This is a genomic window from Bifidobacterium longum subsp. infantis ATCC 15697 = JCM 1222 = DSM 20088 (assembly GCF_000269965.1).
Taxonomy (GTDB): domain Bacteria; phylum Actinomycetota; class Actinomycetes; order Actinomycetales; family Bifidobacteriaceae; genus Bifidobacterium; species Bifidobacterium infantis.
In genome coordinates this window covers 1,104,726-1,121,646 of record NC_017219.1, presented here as the reverse complement: position 1 = coordinate 1,121,646, position 16,921 = coordinate 1,104,726, and the positions used below count along the sequence as shown (strand labels likewise).

At 61.1% G+C, this 16,921-nt stretch carries 16 protein-coding genes and 1 pseudogene; 5 read left to right on the top strand and 12 right to left on the bottom strand.

The window, feature by feature from the left end:
• Positions 1–6 precede the first annotated feature (6 nt).
• The 7 genes from BLIJ_RS04815 to BLIJ_RS04785 form a co-directional block, all read right to left on the bottom strand.
• Positions 7–600: a regulatory protein RecX gene (locus BLIJ_RS04815; protein WP_012577315.1), complete on the bottom strand. Its 594-nt coding sequence runs from the start codon at positions 598–600 to the stop codon at positions 7–9.
• A 2-nt stretch (positions 601–602) separates the two neighbouring features.
• Positions 603–1,796: a recombinase RecA gene (recA, locus tag BLIJ_RS04810; RefSeq protein ID WP_041981820.1), complete on the bottom strand. Its 1,194-nt coding sequence runs from the start codon at positions 1,794–1,796 to the stop codon at positions 603–605.
• A gap of 300 nt (positions 1,797–2,096) precedes the next feature.
• Entirely contained in the window at positions 2,097–2,330 is a 234-nt protein-coding gene (locus tag BLIJ_RS04805; RefSeq protein WP_007052642.1) for a DUF3046 domain-containing protein, read from the bottom strand.
• Between the two features lie 110 nt (positions 2,331–2,440).
• Entirely contained in the window at positions 2,441–2,956 is a 516-nt protein-coding gene (locus tag BLIJ_RS04800) for a helix-turn-helix domain-containing protein (protein WP_077323764.1), read from the bottom strand.
• A gap of 58 nt (positions 2,957–3,014) precedes the next feature.
• Entirely contained in the window at positions 3,015–3,548 is a 534-nt protein-coding gene (locus BLIJ_RS04795; protein WP_012577311.1) for a CinA family protein, read from the bottom strand.
• Positions 3,549–3,559: 11 nt separating this feature from the next.
• Positions 3,560–4,210: a CDP-diacylglycerol--glycerol-3-phosphate 3-phosphatidyltransferase gene (gene pgsA / locus BLIJ_RS04790; protein WP_012577310.1), complete on the bottom strand. Its 651-nt coding sequence runs from the start codon at positions 4,208–4,210 to the stop codon at positions 3,560–3,562.
• A gap of 164 nt (positions 4,211–4,374) precedes the next feature.
• On the bottom strand, positions 4,375–7,284 hold the full coding sequence (locus BLIJ_RS04785; protein WP_014484741.1) for an FtsK/SpoIIIE family DNA translocase: 2,910 nt from the start codon (positions 7,282–7,284) through the stop codon (positions 4,375–4,377).
• A gap of 212 nt (positions 7,285–7,496) precedes the next feature.
• Between BLIJ_RS04785 and BLIJ_RS04780 the strand changes: the two genes are divergently transcribed.
• Positions 7,497–8,246, top strand: a complete 750-nt coding sequence (locus BLIJ_RS04780) for a Fic/DOC family protein (RefSeq protein WP_014484740.1) — start codon at positions 7,497–7,499, stop codon at positions 8,244–8,246.
• 33 nt (positions 8,247–8,279) lie between these two features.
• On the opposite strand, the gene miaA is transcribed toward BLIJ_RS04780, so the two are convergent.
• On the bottom strand, positions 8,280–9,266 hold the full coding sequence (gene miaA / locus BLIJ_RS04775) for a tRNA (adenosine(37)-N6)-dimethylallyltransferase MiaA (RefSeq protein WP_012577307.1): 987 nt from the start codon (positions 9,264–9,266) through the stop codon (positions 8,280–8,282).
• A 10-nt stretch (positions 9,267–9,276) separates the two neighbouring features.
• Positions 9,277–10,731, bottom strand: coding sequence for a tRNA (N6-isopentenyl adenosine(37)-C2)-methylthiotransferase MiaB (miaB, locus tag BLIJ_RS04770; RefSeq protein ID WP_012577306.1), 1,455 nt, complete (start codon positions 10,729–10,731; stop codon positions 9,277–9,279).
• Positions 10,732–10,871: 140 nt separating this feature from the next.
• Here miaB and BLIJ_RS04765 point away from each other — a divergent pair, with 140 nt between their 5' ends.
• Entirely contained in the window at positions 10,872–11,603 is a 732-nt protein-coding gene (locus tag BLIJ_RS04765) for a GTP pyrophosphokinase (protein WP_012577305.1), read from the top strand.
• A gap of 32 nt (positions 11,604–11,635) precedes the next feature.
• Here BLIJ_RS04765 and BLIJ_RS04760 read toward each other — a convergent pair whose 3' ends face one another.
• From BLIJ_RS04760 to BLIJ_RS14235, 3 genes are all read right to left on the bottom strand, one after another.
• Entirely contained in the window at positions 11,636–12,652 is a 1,017-nt protein-coding gene (locus BLIJ_RS04760; protein ID WP_012577304.1) for a DMT family transporter, read from the bottom strand.
• Between the two features lie 139 nt (positions 12,653–12,791).
• Positions 12,792–13,694: a Bax inhibitor-1/YccA family protein gene (locus BLIJ_RS04755; RefSeq protein ID WP_014484737.1), complete on the bottom strand. Its 903-nt coding sequence runs from the start codon at positions 13,692–13,694 to the stop codon at positions 12,792–12,794.
• Positions 13,691–13,909, bottom strand: a complete 219-nt coding sequence (locus tag BLIJ_RS14235) for a hypothetical protein (RefSeq protein ID WP_014484736.1) — start codon at positions 13,907–13,909, stop codon at positions 13,691–13,693. Before BLIJ_RS14235 ends, BLIJ_RS04755 begins: the two co-directional genes overlap by 4 nt.
• On the opposite strand from BLIJ_RS14235, the pseudogene BLIJ_RS13505 reads away from it, so the two are divergent.
• From BLIJ_RS13505 to BLIJ_RS04740, 3 genes and pseudogenes are all read left to right on the top strand, one after another.
• Positions 13,863–14,003: pseudogene (locus BLIJ_RS13505) on the top strand (LuxR C-terminal-related transcriptional regulator); the annotation flags it as partial. The gene BLIJ_RS14235 and the pseudogene BLIJ_RS13505 overlap by 47 nt on opposite strands.
• A 40-nt stretch (positions 14,004–14,043) precedes the next feature.
• Positions 14,044–14,685 carry a GNAT family N-acetyltransferase gene (locus BLIJ_RS04745; RefSeq protein WP_013140893.1) on the top strand — a complete coding sequence of 214 codons (642 nt, stop codon included), beginning with the start codon at positions 14,044–14,046 and terminating at the stop codon, positions 14,683–14,685.
• 88 nt (positions 14,686–14,773) lie between these two features.
• The gene (locus BLIJ_RS04740) at positions 14,774–16,879 is read left to right on the top strand and encodes a GmrSD restriction endonuclease domain-containing protein (protein WP_012577301.1); all 2,106 of its coding nucleotides are present in this window, start codon (positions 14,774–14,776) and stop codon (positions 16,877–16,879) included.
• Positions 16,880–16,921: the final 42 nt, after the last annotated feature.

The following is a 16,921-nucleotide window of genomic DNA, read 5'->3' as shown; positions in this document are numbered from 1 at the left end:
TCTTGGCTACGCCAACAATTCGGCGGCGACTCGGCGGAGGGTTTCGGGGCTGTGTCCTTTGCGGCCGCCTGCGGACCAAAACCGACGCTGACGGACCTGATGATCGAGGCCATGGGTTTTGCGGGCTATCTGGCGGCCCAATTCCCATGCGGCATCTTCAAAGATGCCATTTTGCTCAGCTTCGCCACACACCTGTTCAGCCAGTTTGCGGTCCACGCCTTTGCGAGCAAGTTCCAGGACCGCACCACGACGGCCCATCATGCGACCGGCACAATAGCGTACGGCCGATTCGGCATAAGCGCGGTCGTCAATCAGTTGCACGCGAATCAGCCGTTCGATGACCTCGTCCACGATCGCCTCGCCGTACCCTTTGGCAAGCAATCGTTCGCGTAACGCGCCGGATGCACGCGGGGCCGCGTCCAGCAAACGCAAGGCAGCCTCGCGGCAAGCGTCCAAATCATTGGGATCTTCGACAACGGCAGCGCCTCTCCCCCGTCGAGAAAAACGTCCCGACGGTTTCGACTGAACACGCTGCTCGGCAATGGGCATGTCTTGCGACGCAACAGGATTGCGCCGCAAGAACGCTTCGGCACTAATCATGTTCAGGCCTTCGCCGTGCCGGCCTTGGCACGGGTCGTTTTGGCAGCAGACGCCGCTGCGGCCTTGCTGTCCTTGGCCACGTCGGCCGCAGCGGCCTCGCTGACGGCGGCCGCTGCTGCGGCTTCGCCATCTTCCGCGAACTGATCGGCGGAACCGATCAGACCGAACTCGGCCTTGACCTTGTTCTCAATCTCCTCGGTGATGGCCGGGTTGTCCTTAAGGAACTGACGGACCTTCTCTCGTCCCTGACCGAGCTGATCACCCTCATAGGTGAACCACGAACCGGACTTCTTGACCACGCCAACCTGCTGGGCCATGTCGATCACCGAGCCCTCACGGGAAATGCCTTCACCGTAGAGCATGTCGAATTCGGCGGACTTGAAAGGCGGGGCCATCTTGTTCTTGACCACCTTGACGCGCGTGCGGTTGCCCACCGCTTCGTCGCCGTTCTTCAAGGTCTGGATGCGGCGGATGTCGAGACGCACGGAGGCGTAGAACTTCAGAGCTTTACCACCGGTGGTGGTTTCAGGGTTGCCGAAGAACACGCCGATCTTCTCACGCAGCTGGTTGATGAAGATGGCGGTGGTGCCGGCCTGAGCCAACGCGCCGGTCATCTTGCGCAGCGCCTGACTCATGAGTCGGGCCTGCAAACCAACATGGCTGTCTCCCATTTCGCCTTCGATTTCGGCCTTCGGCACTAGGGCGGCGACCGAGTCGATGACAATGACGTCAAGTGCACCGGAGCGAATCAGCATGTCGGCGATTTCGAGGGCCTGCTCGCCGTTATCCGGCTGGGAGACGATGAGCGAGTCGGTGTCCACGCCGAGCTTGCGGGCGTAGGCCGGGTCGAGTGCGTGTTCGGCATCGATGTAGGCCGCCACGCCGCCCTTCTTCTGGGCATTGGCCACCACATGCAATGCGAGCGTGGTCTTACCGGATGATTCGGGGCCGTAGATCTCCACGATGCGGCCCTTGGGCAGGCCGCCGATGCCGAGCGCCATATCGAGGGCCAACGAACCGGTGGGAATCACCTCGACGTTCTGCTCGGGCTGGTCGCCCAGTCGCATTGCGGAACCTTTGCCAAAGCTCTTCTCGACCTGCGCCAGCGCGGTGTCCAGCGCCGCCTTGCGCTTGGGATCGAGCTCGTGCTTGTCCTCGGCTGCCGGGTCCTTGGCCGGCTTGGTCTCAAGTGCCATGATCTTCTCCTTGTCGAAGTCGTGTGCGAATCGGATGCCTCCACCGTATGACGGACATGCCATGCGAGGCAATCCAGACCAACCATTGTGGTTCCAGCTTGCCCAAGCTCGGCCGCCTGGCCTCCTTAAGCCCTACTGCGATAAGGCTTATGGCGGATGGCAAGCACCCTGTGCACACGTATGCGGCTTCTTGTCACTGTGGATAACTATAACCACACACACGAACATCTGTTCGAATTTGGCGTGCAACACGCCGAAATCGCCAATTTCACGATTCAGCGACTCCGTAATCCCGCAGTGTCAGACGGCGGGCATGGGCGGCGCGTTATGATCGTGGCCCCAACGCTTGGAGTCCGGAACCTCCATCTGGTCGCAGAGCACATTCCAGACCACGCGTGGCTCCTCCCCCGCGTCCAACGCCTCGACCACAGTCATATTCGCCAGTTTGGGCATCCGTTGATCACGCGACAGCGAACGACCGTAGGTCCGACCGAACACCTCTTCAAGTAATTCCCAGAATTCCCGTTCACGCATACACGCCAGTGTGCCACCACCCGCAGGACAGCAAAACCCGCATCGCCACAAGCGATACGGGTTCACAGCTAGACATAGACTACTGTACGCGGCTTCACACCGCCAACCGATCAGCCCTCGACCGAGTCGAGATAATCAGCCACCATGCGCAGCATGCGCGAAGTGGAGACTCCGAGCGCATCGGCGATGGAGCTCAGCAGTTCGGAGCTGGCTTCCTTCTGCCCACGTTCGACTTCGGAAAGGTAGCCCAGCGAAACGCCCGCCTTCTCGGAGACCTCACGCAACGTACGGCGATCGCGCGTGCGCAGTTCGCGCAGCACATGACCGATAGCACCACGCAGCGAAACCTCGCGAGGCTCCTCCTCAACCACCACGGGCTCGGCGGCGGCAGTCGGCTTGTACGACGGCGAATCCTCATCCCACATACGTTCACGAACGGCTTGACGCTGATCCTTGGCCTTCTTGGCGGCCTGCGCCTTGAGCACCTGCTGCTGGGCGAACATCACCGCACGGCGCTGGGCCGGAGTCAGTTCACGCATACGGGCGACACCCGGCTGCACAGCCATCGGCTTCTTGGCGGCCACATCCATCTGTTCGTTCACTCGGGTCATCGTTTCCATCGCCATCGCCCTTCCAAGGTCGGTTCAGTGTTTCCACTATGTACAACACGACGGTCCCGCGGTTTTATTCCTTAAAACTTGCTGTGAATAGACTCAAGTTTTGCAGAACGTGGAATACGGTGAGGCGACGAACCTCTTCGCGCATGCCGTCAAGATGGAGTTCGACGGCTTTGAGCACTTCGACATGGTCCGCGGTGAGGCTTGCGGGGATACGCAGGCCCACATACACCAGTCCAGCCGGCTTGTCACCGTCCGGACCGGGGCCGGCCACGCCGGTGGTGGAAAGGCCGATGATTCGGTCGCCGTATTCCGGCTGGCTGTATAGACGAGCGGTACCGATGGCCATCTGCCGGGCGACTTCGGGGCGTACGGCACCTTCTCGATCCAATAGGGCCTTGTCCACGTGCAGGATCGAGGCCTTGGCATTGATGTCGTAGGTGACAGCGGAGCCCAGCAACACGTTGGAGGCACCGGGAATACGCACGAACGCATCGGCGAGCAGGCCACCGGTCAGGGATTCAGCGCAGGAGATTTTCGTATTGTTCGCCTCGCAGATCTTGAGGATGCCGGCCGCGAGACTGTCGCACAATTCCTGCATTGGAATATCCGTCACTTCCGCTTCGGGGCGACGAACGTGTTGTACAGGTACACGGCACCCGAGTAGAGGCACAGGACCAATGCCACGTAGATGATGGCGTAGGTCAGGAAGTAGTAAGCGGTCATCCAGAACGGCGTGGCCTGTCCGTTACCCAATGACCAGAACGGCAGCAGCAGCATGGACAGACCCACGCACTGGAATACGGTCTTGAGCTTGCCGGGCCATGCGGCGGCGATGACCTTGCCGCCCGGACGCTCCATGACGAAGAAGCGCATAACGGTGATACCGATTTCGCGAATCAGGAACAGGATGGTCACCCACCAGCCGAGCTCGCCGAACGCGGAGCATACAATCATTGCGCCGCAAGTGAGCAGCTTGTCCGCGATCGGATCCATGAGCTTGCCCATTTCGGTGACCTGATTGTATTTGCGGGCCATCCAACCGTCGATCTTATCGGTGGACGCGGCGATGATGAACAGTACCGCGGCGACCCAGCGCATGGTCAGGTTGCTCTCACCCCAGGCGCCGGCGAGAATGTCGAGTGTCAGGAAAATCACCACGAGTACGATGCGCGAGTAGGTGACCAGGTTCGGCGGCGCGTTCCATCCGTCGAACAGCGATGATTTGGGCGATGACTGCTTGTCCATTGTGTTCTCATCCATAGTGTTCACGTTACCCCCATACTCCTACCTTGAGTGAGTGGTGGCTGGATATTGACTGCTATTATTCGGGAATCAGGTTGCGTGCTGATGGCCGCGTGGCGGCGCTTCTCTCCCTCCGCCCCTTCGGGGACACCTCCCTCATCAGAGGAAGGTCGATGGGTGAATTACTCGCCGAGTTCGGGCTGTTGCGGGGCGGTGGCTTCAAGCGAGCTGGTTTCGCCTCGGATGAAGGCGAGCACCTGCGGCAGGTCCTGCGGCTGGACGAGCACTTCGCGGGCCTTCGAGCCTTCGGACGGCCCGACCACGCCACGCGATTCGAGCAGGTCCATGAGTCGGCCGGCCTTGGCGAAGCCGACCCTGAGCTTGCGCTGCAGCATCGAGGTGGAGCCGAATTGGCTGGTGACCACGAGTTCGGCGGCCTGCAGCAGCACGTCCATGTCGTCGCCGATCTGCTCGTCCGGCTCCATGCTGTCTTTCTTTTCGGCTTCCTTGGCCATCTGCTCGATGTCCTCACGATACTTCGGCTTGCGCTGGGTGCGCACGAACTCCACGGCCTTGCGAATCTCGGATTCGGACACCCACGAGCCCTGCACACGAATCGGCTTGGCGGAACCCATCGGCAGGAACAACGCATCGCCCTGGCCAATCAGGGTCTCGGCACCGACCGTGTCGAGAATAACTCGCGAATCGGTGGCGGACGAGGTGGCGAACGCCAGTCGGGATGGAATGTTGGCCTTGATCAGACCGGTGACCACGTCCACCGACGGACGCTGGGTGGCGAGCACCAGATGCACACCGGCGGCTCGTGCCAGCTGGGTGATGCGCTGGATGGAGCTTTCCACATCGTTCTTGGCCACCATCATAAGGTCGGCCATCTCGTCGACCACCACGAGGATGTACGGATAGGGGGCCACCTTGCGCTGGGAGCCGGCGGGCGCATGTACCTTGCCGGCGCGCACGGCCTCGTTGAAGTCCTTGACGTGGCGGAATCCGAAGAATTCGAGGTCGGAGTAGCGTGCATCCATCTCCTTGACCACCCATTCGAGGGCCTGTGCGGCTTTCTTCGGATCGGTGATGATCGGGGTCAGCAGGTGCGGGATGCCTGCGTAGGCGGACAGTTCCACGCGCTTGGGGTCCACCATGATCAGACGCACCTGTTCGGGCGTGGCACGCATGATGATCGAAGTGAGCATCGAGTTGATAAAACTCGACTTACCGGAACCGGTGGCACCTGCCACCAGCAGGTGCGGCATCTTGGTCAGGTCGGCGGTCACGAAGTGGCCTTCGACGTCCTTGCCGATGCCGGAGAGCATCGGGTTCGGGTCGCCCACGGCCTTGTCGGAGCGCAATACGTCGCCCAAGTGCACGATTTCGCGATCCTCGTTCGGGATTTCGATGCCGATGGCGGACTTGCCTGGAATCGGTGAAAGGATGCGCACATCCGAACTGGCCACCGCGTAGGCGATGTTGCGCTGCAGGTTGGTGACTTTCTCCACCTTGACGCCGGGGCCAAGCTCGACCTCATATTGGGTGACCGAAGGGCCACGCAGGAAGCCGACGACTTTGGCGTCCACGTTGAACTGTTCGAAGGTGGAAGTCAATGCCCGAATCACGCGATCGTTGGCCGGGGTACGCATCGCATGGGGCTGACCTTTGGTCAGCAGGTTCAGGTCGGGCAACTGATACGGCCTATTGGCATCGTCGTCGATGTCGCTGCCGGCATCGGCATTCGGCTGTCCGTCCGTATTGGGCACGCCCTGGCCGACTCCGCTGCCATCCGCATCGGCGCCTGCGTAGGCTCCGGTCGCGGCTGCCGCGGCCGCGGCACCGGCGGCTCCGACTGCTCCCATCGCCCCGGCTGCCCCCGCGAGCGCGACAGTACCGGCCTGGGCGGCACTGGGTGCCCACGGATCGTCTACCGCTCCCCCACCGGGCATGGCGACGGGCTGGCCACTGGTGATGACGCGGGTTCGGGAAGCGTCGCCATCATCCGCATCGGCAGCAGGCGCAGGGCTGGATAGGTGCGGACGACCGTCGTACGAAGACGATGCAATGGTTCGCGCACCGGTAATCTCGCCGGTCATCGGATCGACCACCGGGGTTTCGTCGGTGGCACCATGCTGGCTGGCGGCACGGTCGAACGGATCGTCGGCAGCATACTTGTCAAGGGTTTTGTCGTCTTCGGTCTTGGATTTGCGGCCGAACAGTCGTGCGAACAGGCTGGGCCGTGCATCGCCGGCCTGATCGTTGTCGTTGCCGTCGTCGTCGCCGTCATGCGAGGGAACACCGTCGGCAAAGGCGAGTGTGGTATCTCCCACACGGACCTCGTTGGGGAACTGGCTGGCGCTCCCATCCGTCTCCTGGCCCATCGGCACATACGGTTTGCGCTGGATCTTAGCGGCGATTTTGCGCGCATCCTCCGGCAAATCGGTGACGTGGGTGCCGGTAATCATCAGCAAGGAGAACAGGCCGACGACCACGAAAATGATGATGGCGAACACGTTGGAAAGGCCCCAGGCGAGCGGTGAGCCGAGGAAGAAGCCGAACAGGCCGCCGGCGGATTGCAGAATCGTGATGTCGAATCCGGTGTGGTCGGCGGCGATCGCCACGTCGATGATCGAACAGATCGACCACATGAGCAGCACCCAACCGGTGACCACACGCGGGTTATTGGACCCTTTACCGGAATTGCGCATGAGTCGGAAGGCCACGGCGGCGAGCAACACCGGCAGCACGACGCTCATCAGACCAAGCACACCGGCCGCGATGGCGTGAAGCAGCTGGCCGAATGGACCGCTGACACGGAACCATTCGGACGCGCAGAACAGTACGGCGAGCACGAGCAGCAGGAAGCACAAACCGTCACGACGGTAGGCTGGGTCGTATTCGCCGACGCCGGTGACGGCGCGTACGCCGGAGCCGAACGCGCGCGGAATCGCGAGCAGGATCTTCTTCCACAACGGCTCAGGTTCGAGGTCAAGCTCGGGCTGGACCTTGGTTTCGCCATCATGGGTAGACCCATTGTCTTTGGATTTACGGGGTTTGGTGCTGTTGGAGGATGCTGTTCGTGCCATATCGGGTCTGATTCTACTAGTACGGGGGTGCATGGTTGGTGACGACACCGTGACGATATGGTCGATTGACGAATCCCGACAGCCGATTCGCCGCGGTTCGTCCGAGTCGATTCCCCGCTGGAGCGCGAATATGCCTTATCATGGGTTGCATGACACCCGCAGAGCGTGCGAGCGCAGTCGCATTTGCACTCAAGAACTGCGCACTGGAAGCGATGACGCCGGGCGAGGCAACGATGCGCGCCGCGGTTGCCTACGAACGTGGCTTGGAGCCCGTGACCCATCTCATCGACGTGGCGGACGAGCAGACCGCCATGCGTCTGCGCGCCGCCGCCGACCCTGCCGGAAAGGATCGTCTGGCTGCCGGCAGTCTGGATGATCATGCCACGGATCGCGCGGATGCGGTGTTCGCACGTACCGTATTGTTGGCGGAACGTCGATGGAATCCGTCTGGCGACTTGGATGAGTTGACCGCCATTCATAAGGGGCTGTTCGAAGGCGTGTTTGAGGATGCGGGCAAGTTGCGTACCTCAAACACCACACGCGAGGTGACGAACGACCGGGCTCGGGCCGCGAATCCTGAGGCGTTCTTCCCGGCTGGGCTCATTGAGACCGGCGCGCACAACATCGCGATGGAGTTGGCGGACAAGCGCAACCTGCATGCGTTGGATCGCGACGTGTTCGTTCACGCGTTTGCTTCTATTTATGATGAGCTCGGTTATCTGCATCCGTTCCGTGGCGGCAATGCGATGGTGCTGCGTATATTCGGTTCACGCTTGGCACATGACGCCGGCTGGGATCTCGACTGGGGCTCAGTGACGCGCGAAGAGTATCGCTCCGCCAAGCACTCGGCATATCGGGGCGACACGTCTGCACTGGAGACGATGTTCGACGCGATACTACGCCCGGCGAATCCGACGCGCGTGTTCTTGATCGCCGGCTGGAATCAGGGGCCTGCACACTGATTGCGGGTGATTGCATCGGCCTTTGGCTGATTCCTACGCCGTGATATCCCCCAGATGATGCTGGGTGTATTCGTCGGCTCGGGCGTCGATCGAGTCGTAGTCGCCGGCGTCGGCGTGCGCGATAATGGCCATCGCGTTGTCGACCAGTTTCGGGTTCAGGGCCTGCAGCCAGTGGATGCGCGGGTCACGGCCGAACCATCCCATCTGTTTGCGGGCGAGTCGCTTGGTTTTCTGTGCGATGTCCGCGAAGGCGTCGTTCACATCCCAGATGCCGTCCAGCAGGTCGATGATCTGCTGATAGCCGAGCGCGCGTACGGCGGTGGCACCCAGATGCGGGCGCAGCCGTTCGACTTCTTCGATGAACCCATCGTCATACATCTGCTTGGTGCGCAAATCGATGCGATGGTCCAAATCCGGGCGATCCAGGTCGAGTCCGATCTGCACGGACGGAATCACGTACCGGTAGCGCGGCAGACTGGCCGAATACGGTTTGCCGGTAAGCTCGATGACTTCCAGCGCACGGATGGTGCGGCGTGGATTGCGCGGGTCCATGCGCGCGGCGGCCTCGGGGTCTTTGGCCCGCAGCTCGTCGAACAAAGCACCGGCACCCTCGGTTTTCTCGCGTTCCTCAAGACGTGTGCGCACGTCGGGATCGGTGCCGGGGAAGGTGATGTCATCGATGGCCGCTCTGGCGTACAAGCCGGAGCCGCCGACGAGAATCGGCCGGATGCCACGTGATTGCAGGTCGGCGATGGTCTCGCGCGCAAGCTGCTGGAATCGGGCCACGCTCATCGTGTCTTCGGGGTCGATGATGTCGATGAGATGGTGCGACACGACCGCCTGTTCTTCGGCGGTGGGTTTGGCGGTGCCGATATCCATGCCACGGTACATCTGGTAGGCGTCCGCGTTCACGATTTCGGCCCGCTCCCCCGCTTCGGCCAGACGCCGGGCGATGGCGATGCCCAACCCCGTCTTGCCTGACGCGGTGGGACCGACGATGGAGACGACTCGTTGCGTCATATACGCCCCCTCAGTGCCGCACGGAATAGGTCTGTCCAGCGGCCACATCGGGGTCGGCAAGCAGATTATGGCGGCCAGCGTGTGTGACGGTGACCGTGACGAAATCGCCGATTTCAGGTACCGGTTCGCCTTCAGGCACGCCGATGTGCACCAGCACGCCAGTTTTCTCGCGGCCGGTGACACGGTGGGTGTCGGTGTCCTTCTTGCCGAGTTTGCCGGTGATCATCACTTCGACGTCGCGGCCCTCGAATGTGGCGAGGTTCTCTTCGGTGATCTGCTCCTGCAACGCCACCAGTCGGTCGAACCGGTCCTGCACCACGTCGCGCGGAATCTGTTCCATTGCGGCGGCCGGCGTGCCGGGGCGTGGCGAGTAGATGAACGTGAACGCCGAGGAGAAGCGCGCCTGGCGCACCACGTCCATGGTCTGCTGGAAGTCCTCCTCGGTTTCGCCGGGGAATCCGACGATGATATCGGTGGAAATCTGTGCGTCGGGCATGGCCTCGCGGATGCGGCCCAAGATATCGAGGAACTTGGCGGACCTGTAGGAGCGGCGCATCGCGCGCAGGATGCGGTCGGAACCGGACTGCAGCGGGAAGTGCAGTTGATGCATGATATTCGGCGTTTCGGCCATGGCTGCAATCACATCATCGGTGAAGGCGGCCGGGTGCGGCGAAGTGAAGCGCACACGTTCGAGACCGTCGATGGTTCCGCAGGCACGCAACAGCTTGCTGAAAGCGTATCGATCGCCGATGCCATAACCAAACGAGTTCACGTTCTGGCCGAGAAGCGTGACCTCCTTGGCGCCGCCGGCCACGCATTGGCGGATCTCATCAAGAATGTCACCGGGGCGGCGGTCCTTTTCCTTGCCTCGCGTGGTGGGCACGATGCAGAACGTGCAGGTGTTATTGCAGCCCACGGAAATCGCCACCCACGAGCTGATGCGGGAGGCGCGGGCGGCGGGAAGCTGGCTCGGGAACTGCCGCAATTGTTCAGTGACCTGGACCTGCGCCTTGCCGGTCGCACGATTCTGATCCAATAGCTTGGGCAGATCTTCGATGTTCTTGGTACCGAACACCGCGGAAACCCATGGCGCAGTATCCGCGATCTTCTTGCGGTCAAGCTGGGCCATGCAGCCGCCAACGGCGATCTGCAGGTTCGGCCGAACCAGTTTGACGCGATTGAATCGGCCAATGGTGCCATACATGCGTTCGGCTGCGTTCTCGCGTACCGCACAGGTATTGAGCACCAGCAGATCGAGGTCATTGTCATTGATCTGGTCCTCGGTTGCAGGCACGTAGCCATTGGCCTCCAGCACGCCGGCGATGCGCTCGGAATCGTGCACGTTCATCTGGCAGCCGAGCGTGTGGATATGGAATACGCCCTTTCCACGCTCCCCCAGCAAGCTATCGGTTCCATCGGCTGCAATCGAGGCACGCTCCGCCTCGGTCATCATGTCTTCATTCATAACGACCGATTCTATCGGCGGGGTTCGTCATGCTCCGGTCACGTATGCCATTGGTTGTCACGATGTCAAATTATGGGTTCTTGGAAAGATTCCCCGCTAACATCCAGATTGGCTGGAATCCACCGAGTATATTGGTGGACGTGATACTTGACCGACATAGCCGACTCAAAACCTCCGATCTGCAAGCCCGTCTCAAAGCGTTGGACCTTCCGGGAGGCACCTTTACTCCCGAACAGGTCGTTAAATTCGTTGACCTCATGCAGGTGTATGAAGGCGCGATGTACGAGATCAGCACCAAGCTGGAGATTCTCGACGACGAGTTCCAGGTGCGGTTCAGCCATGACCCTATACATCATATGGAACGCCGTTTGAAGTCGGTGAGTTCGATCATTGGCAAGCTGGAGCGCAAGGATCTGCCAATCAGTGTCAATTCGATTAAGGACAATCTGTTCGATGTGGCCGGCATCCGCGTGATCTGTAATTACCGCGACGACGTGTATTCCGTGTCCAACTATCTGTCGTCGCAGTCCGATATTCAGGTGCTGCGCGTCAAGGACTACATCAAGAACCCGAAACAGAACGGGTATCGTTCATTGCACGTAATCTACGCGGTGCCCGTGTTTCTCTCCTCGGGCGCGCATTACACGCCGGTGGAGGTGCAGTTCCGTACCATCGCCATGGATTATTGGGCGTCGCTGGAGCATGCGCTGCGCTACAAGACCGATTTGCCGGACAACAAGCTCAGCGAGCATTCACAGACACTGCTCGACTGCGCCCGTTCGCTGCAGAACGTCGAAGTGCAAATGCAGAACATCCACCGCGACATCAACGGCGCGCCGCAAGTGGGTGAAGCGCCTAAGACCTCGGACTGAGGTGCTATGGAATCGGCCTGCGGCCGATTCATTCACCGTTGCAGCCACTTCGGCAGCCTGGCCGGCGCTTGGGCCAGCAGGGTGCCGAGGAAGATGAGGGCGCAGCCGAGGTTGCCGCGCGGGGTCATCACTTCACCGAGAAGCAACGCACCGCCTACCGCCGAGAAGAACGATTCGAGGCTCATCAGCAGGCTGGCTCGCGTCGGTGGCACCCATTGCTGGCCGACCACCTGCAAGGTGTACGCGATGCCCACCGAGCCGATGCCGGCGTACAGAATCGGAATCCAGGAATGGGCAGCGCCGGCCCAGTCGACCGAGCCTTCGATCAGCGAACCCGCCCAGCTCAGCACGGCGGTGGTGCAGAACTGGCCGAATGAAAGCTTGATGGCGTCCATGGTGCCGCCCAAAGTATCGATCACCAGAATATGCACGGCGAACAGCACGGCCGTGAACACGAGCAGGATATCCGCCAGGCCGATCGAACCGAAACCATCGGTGATGCACAGCAGATAGAAGCCGGCGATGGACAGCGCCACGGCCACGAACACCAGCATGCCGATGCGCCGGCGCAGGAACACGTAGGCCAGCAACGGCACCATCACGATGTACATGGCGGTCAGGAATCCCGCACGGCCGGCCGATTTGCCGTACAGAATGCCATACTGCTGCAGGGTGCTGGCGGTGAACAGCACGATGCCGCAGATCACGGAAATGACCACCGGGTTGGCGAGCAATCGCGCCACGGCCGAATCGGGCTTGTTCGCATTCAGCTTGGCACCGGTGATGGTAACGACGTCGGATGCACCGTTCGATGCGGCATCTGTGGAGACGGCCCTGGATGCCTCGGTCCCAACGACATCGACCCCGGCTGTATCGCCCTTATCCGCGCTCCCCCGGCCACGCTGCCACAGCAGAATCGGCACCAAAGACAGTGCTCCCAGCGTGAAGCGCGTGGCGTTGAAGAACATCGGCGACATCAAATCCATGCCCTGGACCTGCGCCACGAACGCAAAACCCCAGATCAGCGCGGTCAACAACAGGCTCAGCATGCCTACGAGTTCTCGTCTTTTCACGGGGAGACAGCCTAACGTGCGAATGTGACAGACATGAAAAAGCCCGGCCACAATGTGGTCGGGCTGTGACGTTTGACGAGCAGGCTACATGCCGCCCACCAATCGGCTGGCGAGGCTAGTCCCTGTTGCCGAGCAGCTGCAGGATGTACAGGAACATGTTCACGAAGTCGAGGTACAGGTTCAGGGCACACAGGATGGAGATCTTCTTGACCATTTCCGGGCCCTGGGCCTCGTACTCGGTCAGCAGCGCGCGCGTGGACTGCGCGTCGTAGATGGCCATGCCGGCGAACAGGATCAGGCCGATGGCGCAGACGATCTTGGTCATGCCGTCGACCTGCACGAAGGCGAGCACGATCTGCGAGATGATGAGCACGATCAGGCCGATCATCAGGATCGGGCCGGCCTTGAGCATGTCGAACTTGGTAGTCATGCCGAACATGGTCAGAGCGAAGAAGAACGCGGCGGTGACACCGAGCGCCACGCCGATCGAGCCGAGGTCGTAGACCATGAAGATCGAGCTCAAGGTGAAGCCCATCAATGCGGCGTACATATATAACATGACGCGCGCAGTGGCCGACTTCATCTTGGTGACGCGCATGCCGAGCACCACGGCCAGGGCAATCTGCACCACGCACAGGCCGATGAGGCCCACCATGCCGGTGGCCATGAGGAAGCTGTAGTAGGCTCCGGTGATCTGGCCGAGCACGGCGACCACGGCGGTGACGAGGATGCCAATGGTCATCTCGCCGTACACCTTGGCTACGGAGACGCGGCGGGCCTCCTCGTAGTTGTAGATCATCGTCGTGTTGATGGTGGCGGCACCCGCGCCGGCACCGGCCGCATCCTGCGGCGCGTACTGGTAGGTGGGGGCACCCTGCGGCTGGGCATAGTAGTTCTGGCCGTAACCGGACTGTGCGTATTGCTGGCCATATCCAGACTGTTGGGCGGCGTTGTAATCAGGCGTGTTGTATTGCGGGTTGTATTGCCCGTTGTTCTGGGGCTGCTGACCGAATGTCATAATCGCTCCTTTAGCGTTTGTTCCAGTACCAATCTTAGAGGAACAAAGCTGAACATTCCATGAATAGGATCGATCGGCTCGTTCTGCTCATCGCAAAGCGTAACGGGCGTTTCCACCATCCGCGTGGCATGCACCGTAATCGGCGAATCGTCTTGCAGCACATAGCCCAACGCCGGAATCGCCTCCCGTATGTTTATCTCGGAGCGTACGGCCAAGGCGCATCTCTCCTCCGCGGCGGACAAGCTCAATATGGGCCGCGTACAGATGGCGAGGCTGGTGGAGCGGGCCGATTTGCCGGCGCGACTGTAACACGTCCGGTTATCGAGCCATATCAGTCATAATGGAGAACATGAGTGAAGCGATTATTCGAACGTTACGTAAAGACGATTATCCGGCGCTGATCGACCTGGTGCGCCGCACTTGGTACGCCGAATATGATGAGCGGACCGGCTTGCTGGCAGCCGAGGCCGATTGGGAGAACTGTCTGGCACGTGTGACCACGGCCTTTGTCGCGGAGCTGGAAGATAAACCCGTCGCATTGATTGTGGGGCGTATCGACGAGCTCGACCATCGCAGCCCGCTGAACATGCACCGGCGTCATTCGTTGCGCAAGCTATTGCAACTGGCGTTTGCCCACGACGGCATGGCAGCTGCGAGCGAGATTCTCGGGACTCTTCATGTCGATAGGCAACTGCGTAAGCAGGCGGCGAACATTGGCCATGAGTATTCGGCTGAAGTGGTGCTGTTCGTACTTGATCCGGCGGCGCGCGGTCACGGTCTGGGCCGGCGCATGTTCGAGACGATGATGAGCGCATTCCGCGCAGCCGGCATACGTCAGTACTTCCTATTCACGGATACCACGTGCGATGTCGGATTCTATGTACATCGCGGCCTGACGCAGGTGTGCGAGCAGTCACTGCCCGCATCCGTGCCGGGAGAAAACCCGTCTTCGTTCTACTTGTACGAGGGGTCGGTGCCCGAGCCGGCGTGATGCGCCCGCCGCCGGGCGAACACTGGTAGGCTTGAGCACAGTCGGCACGTCGGCATACCGTCCAAAGGCCGGCGACGAAGGGATTGACATGGCAATCAGCGCGAAGGAACTACCACTCGGGAAAGTGTTCACCCCGGATTTCCGGTTCACAATCCCCTCATTCCAGCGGGCCTACATATGGAAGGCCGAGAACATCCTGCAACTGGTAAGCGACTTGGACGACGCCTGCAAGTCACCCGGTACCCCGTACTTCCTCGGCTCGCTGATTCTGGTGCGCGAGGGCGACAACCGTTATGACGTGATCGACGGGCAGCAGCGGCTGGTATCCCTGTCGATCATCATCGCCGTGCTGCGCGATCTGGAGCGAGACCCGGACCTCATGCGCCAACTCGACGCGCTGCTGGTGGAGCCCGGCGACAAGCTGCGCGGCATCGTCACCGAGCCTCGCCTCACGTTGCGCGAGCGCGACGCGGCGTTCTTCCGCGAACACGTGCAGGAGGACAACCTCGAATCCGTGTTCGACATGAACGACGACGATCTGGCGACCGCTGCGCAACGCAACATCGTCGCCAACATCCGCAAGACGTACGACGAGATCTCCAATTGGTCGGCATCCGAACGCCAGCAATTCGCGCAGTATCTGGTCAACGAGGTGACGCTCGTCATCGTGACCACCGACGATCTCGACGGCGCGCATCGCATCTTCGACGTGATGAACATGCGCGGCCTGCCGCTCACCCCGTCCGACGTGTTCAAGGCGCGCGCCACGGCCAGCCTGTCGACCGCCGAACTTGACGTGTACGCAGCCCGTTGGGATGACATCATTGACCCGATCGGCGACGATCCGCATGACTGTGAGGAATTCTTCGCCTATCTGCATCTCGTGCTCACGCACAAGCCGGCCACCGACAAGCTCATCGAGGATTTCCTGGCCGACGTGCTGCAACCGTACATCGACAAAGGCACAGTGCCCACGTTCATCAACCAAGTACTGGCACCCTATGCGATGGCATGGCGGATCATCGCGCGCCCCAGCGACACCATACTGCCCGCCGAGGTGCGTAGCCGGCTTGAGGGATTGGACGATTACCGCAGCCACGAGTGGAAGCCCGTGGCCATGTGGGCGTTGGTCAATTCGTATCGCGGGCTGGGCGACGCCGATTTGTCGCCGTTCGTGGTTCGTGCCTCGCGTACCGACAGAACCACGGCCACGCTGGAATCGTTGGGTGCCCATGACGAGCGTCGGCTGTTGGAAATTCTGACCGCATTGGAACAGGTGACGGGCATCCGTACGCTGAATCGCACTGGAGCGTTGGAGCGGCGCGGTTATGCGAACGCCGCCATCCGTGATCTTGACAAGGGCTATTTGGTCCAGCGCGTGAACGGGTTGCATGTCTCGGACGGCGACCGTGAAGGCGCATTGGTCCGTTTGCATGGCGAGATGCAGGGTGACGGCGATTTGGTCCGTCTGCTGCTGATTCGCGCCAACGAGCAGAAGGCCGGCATGCAGTTGGATCGACCACGCCGGTTCAGTGCGCTGCCGATTATGCCGTTAGATATCGAACGGTCGAAATCGTTTGCGGACTGGTCGCAGGATCAACATGATTTCTGGATGTACCGACTCGGCAATATGGCGCTGGTGCAGGGCCCTGAGGATCAGTTGGACAGGTTGAGTGAATATCCGGCACGTCGCGACCGCATGCTGTTGCGCGCGGATTCACGTCGTTTCCCGCTGACCAATCAGTTGAAGGATTTCGCTGACTGCACACCTGCCCTGCTGGAGGCGCGGCAGGAAGAGTCGGTCCGACTCATCGTGGAATACTGGGGCATCCGGTATGACAAGGACGCCCGTGATCTGACCAAGCAGAATGTCGATGAGTTGTCGAAGACCTCTCCACGGCCGTCTCATAGTTCGCGGCGCGTCACGATCCGGCAGGTGATTGACGCTGGTCTGCTGGTGCCGGGCGAGCGTCTGGTGTGGGAGCGGCCGCGCAAGGGCGAGCGCTGGTTTGCCACGGTCACCGAAAACGGTCGTCTCCGTCTGGATGACGGCTCCGAATATCCAACTCCGACCGCCGCGGCCCGTGCCGCCGCCGGAGGACGTCGCGGCGGAGGTCTGGACGTGTGGAAGCGCACGCGCAACGGTCAGAAGCTCAGCGACATCTGGAAGCAGTTCCGTCTACAGGCGCAGTAGGCTACGGTAGCCGGCACATCATTGGTGGCTCCCCTCCATGAG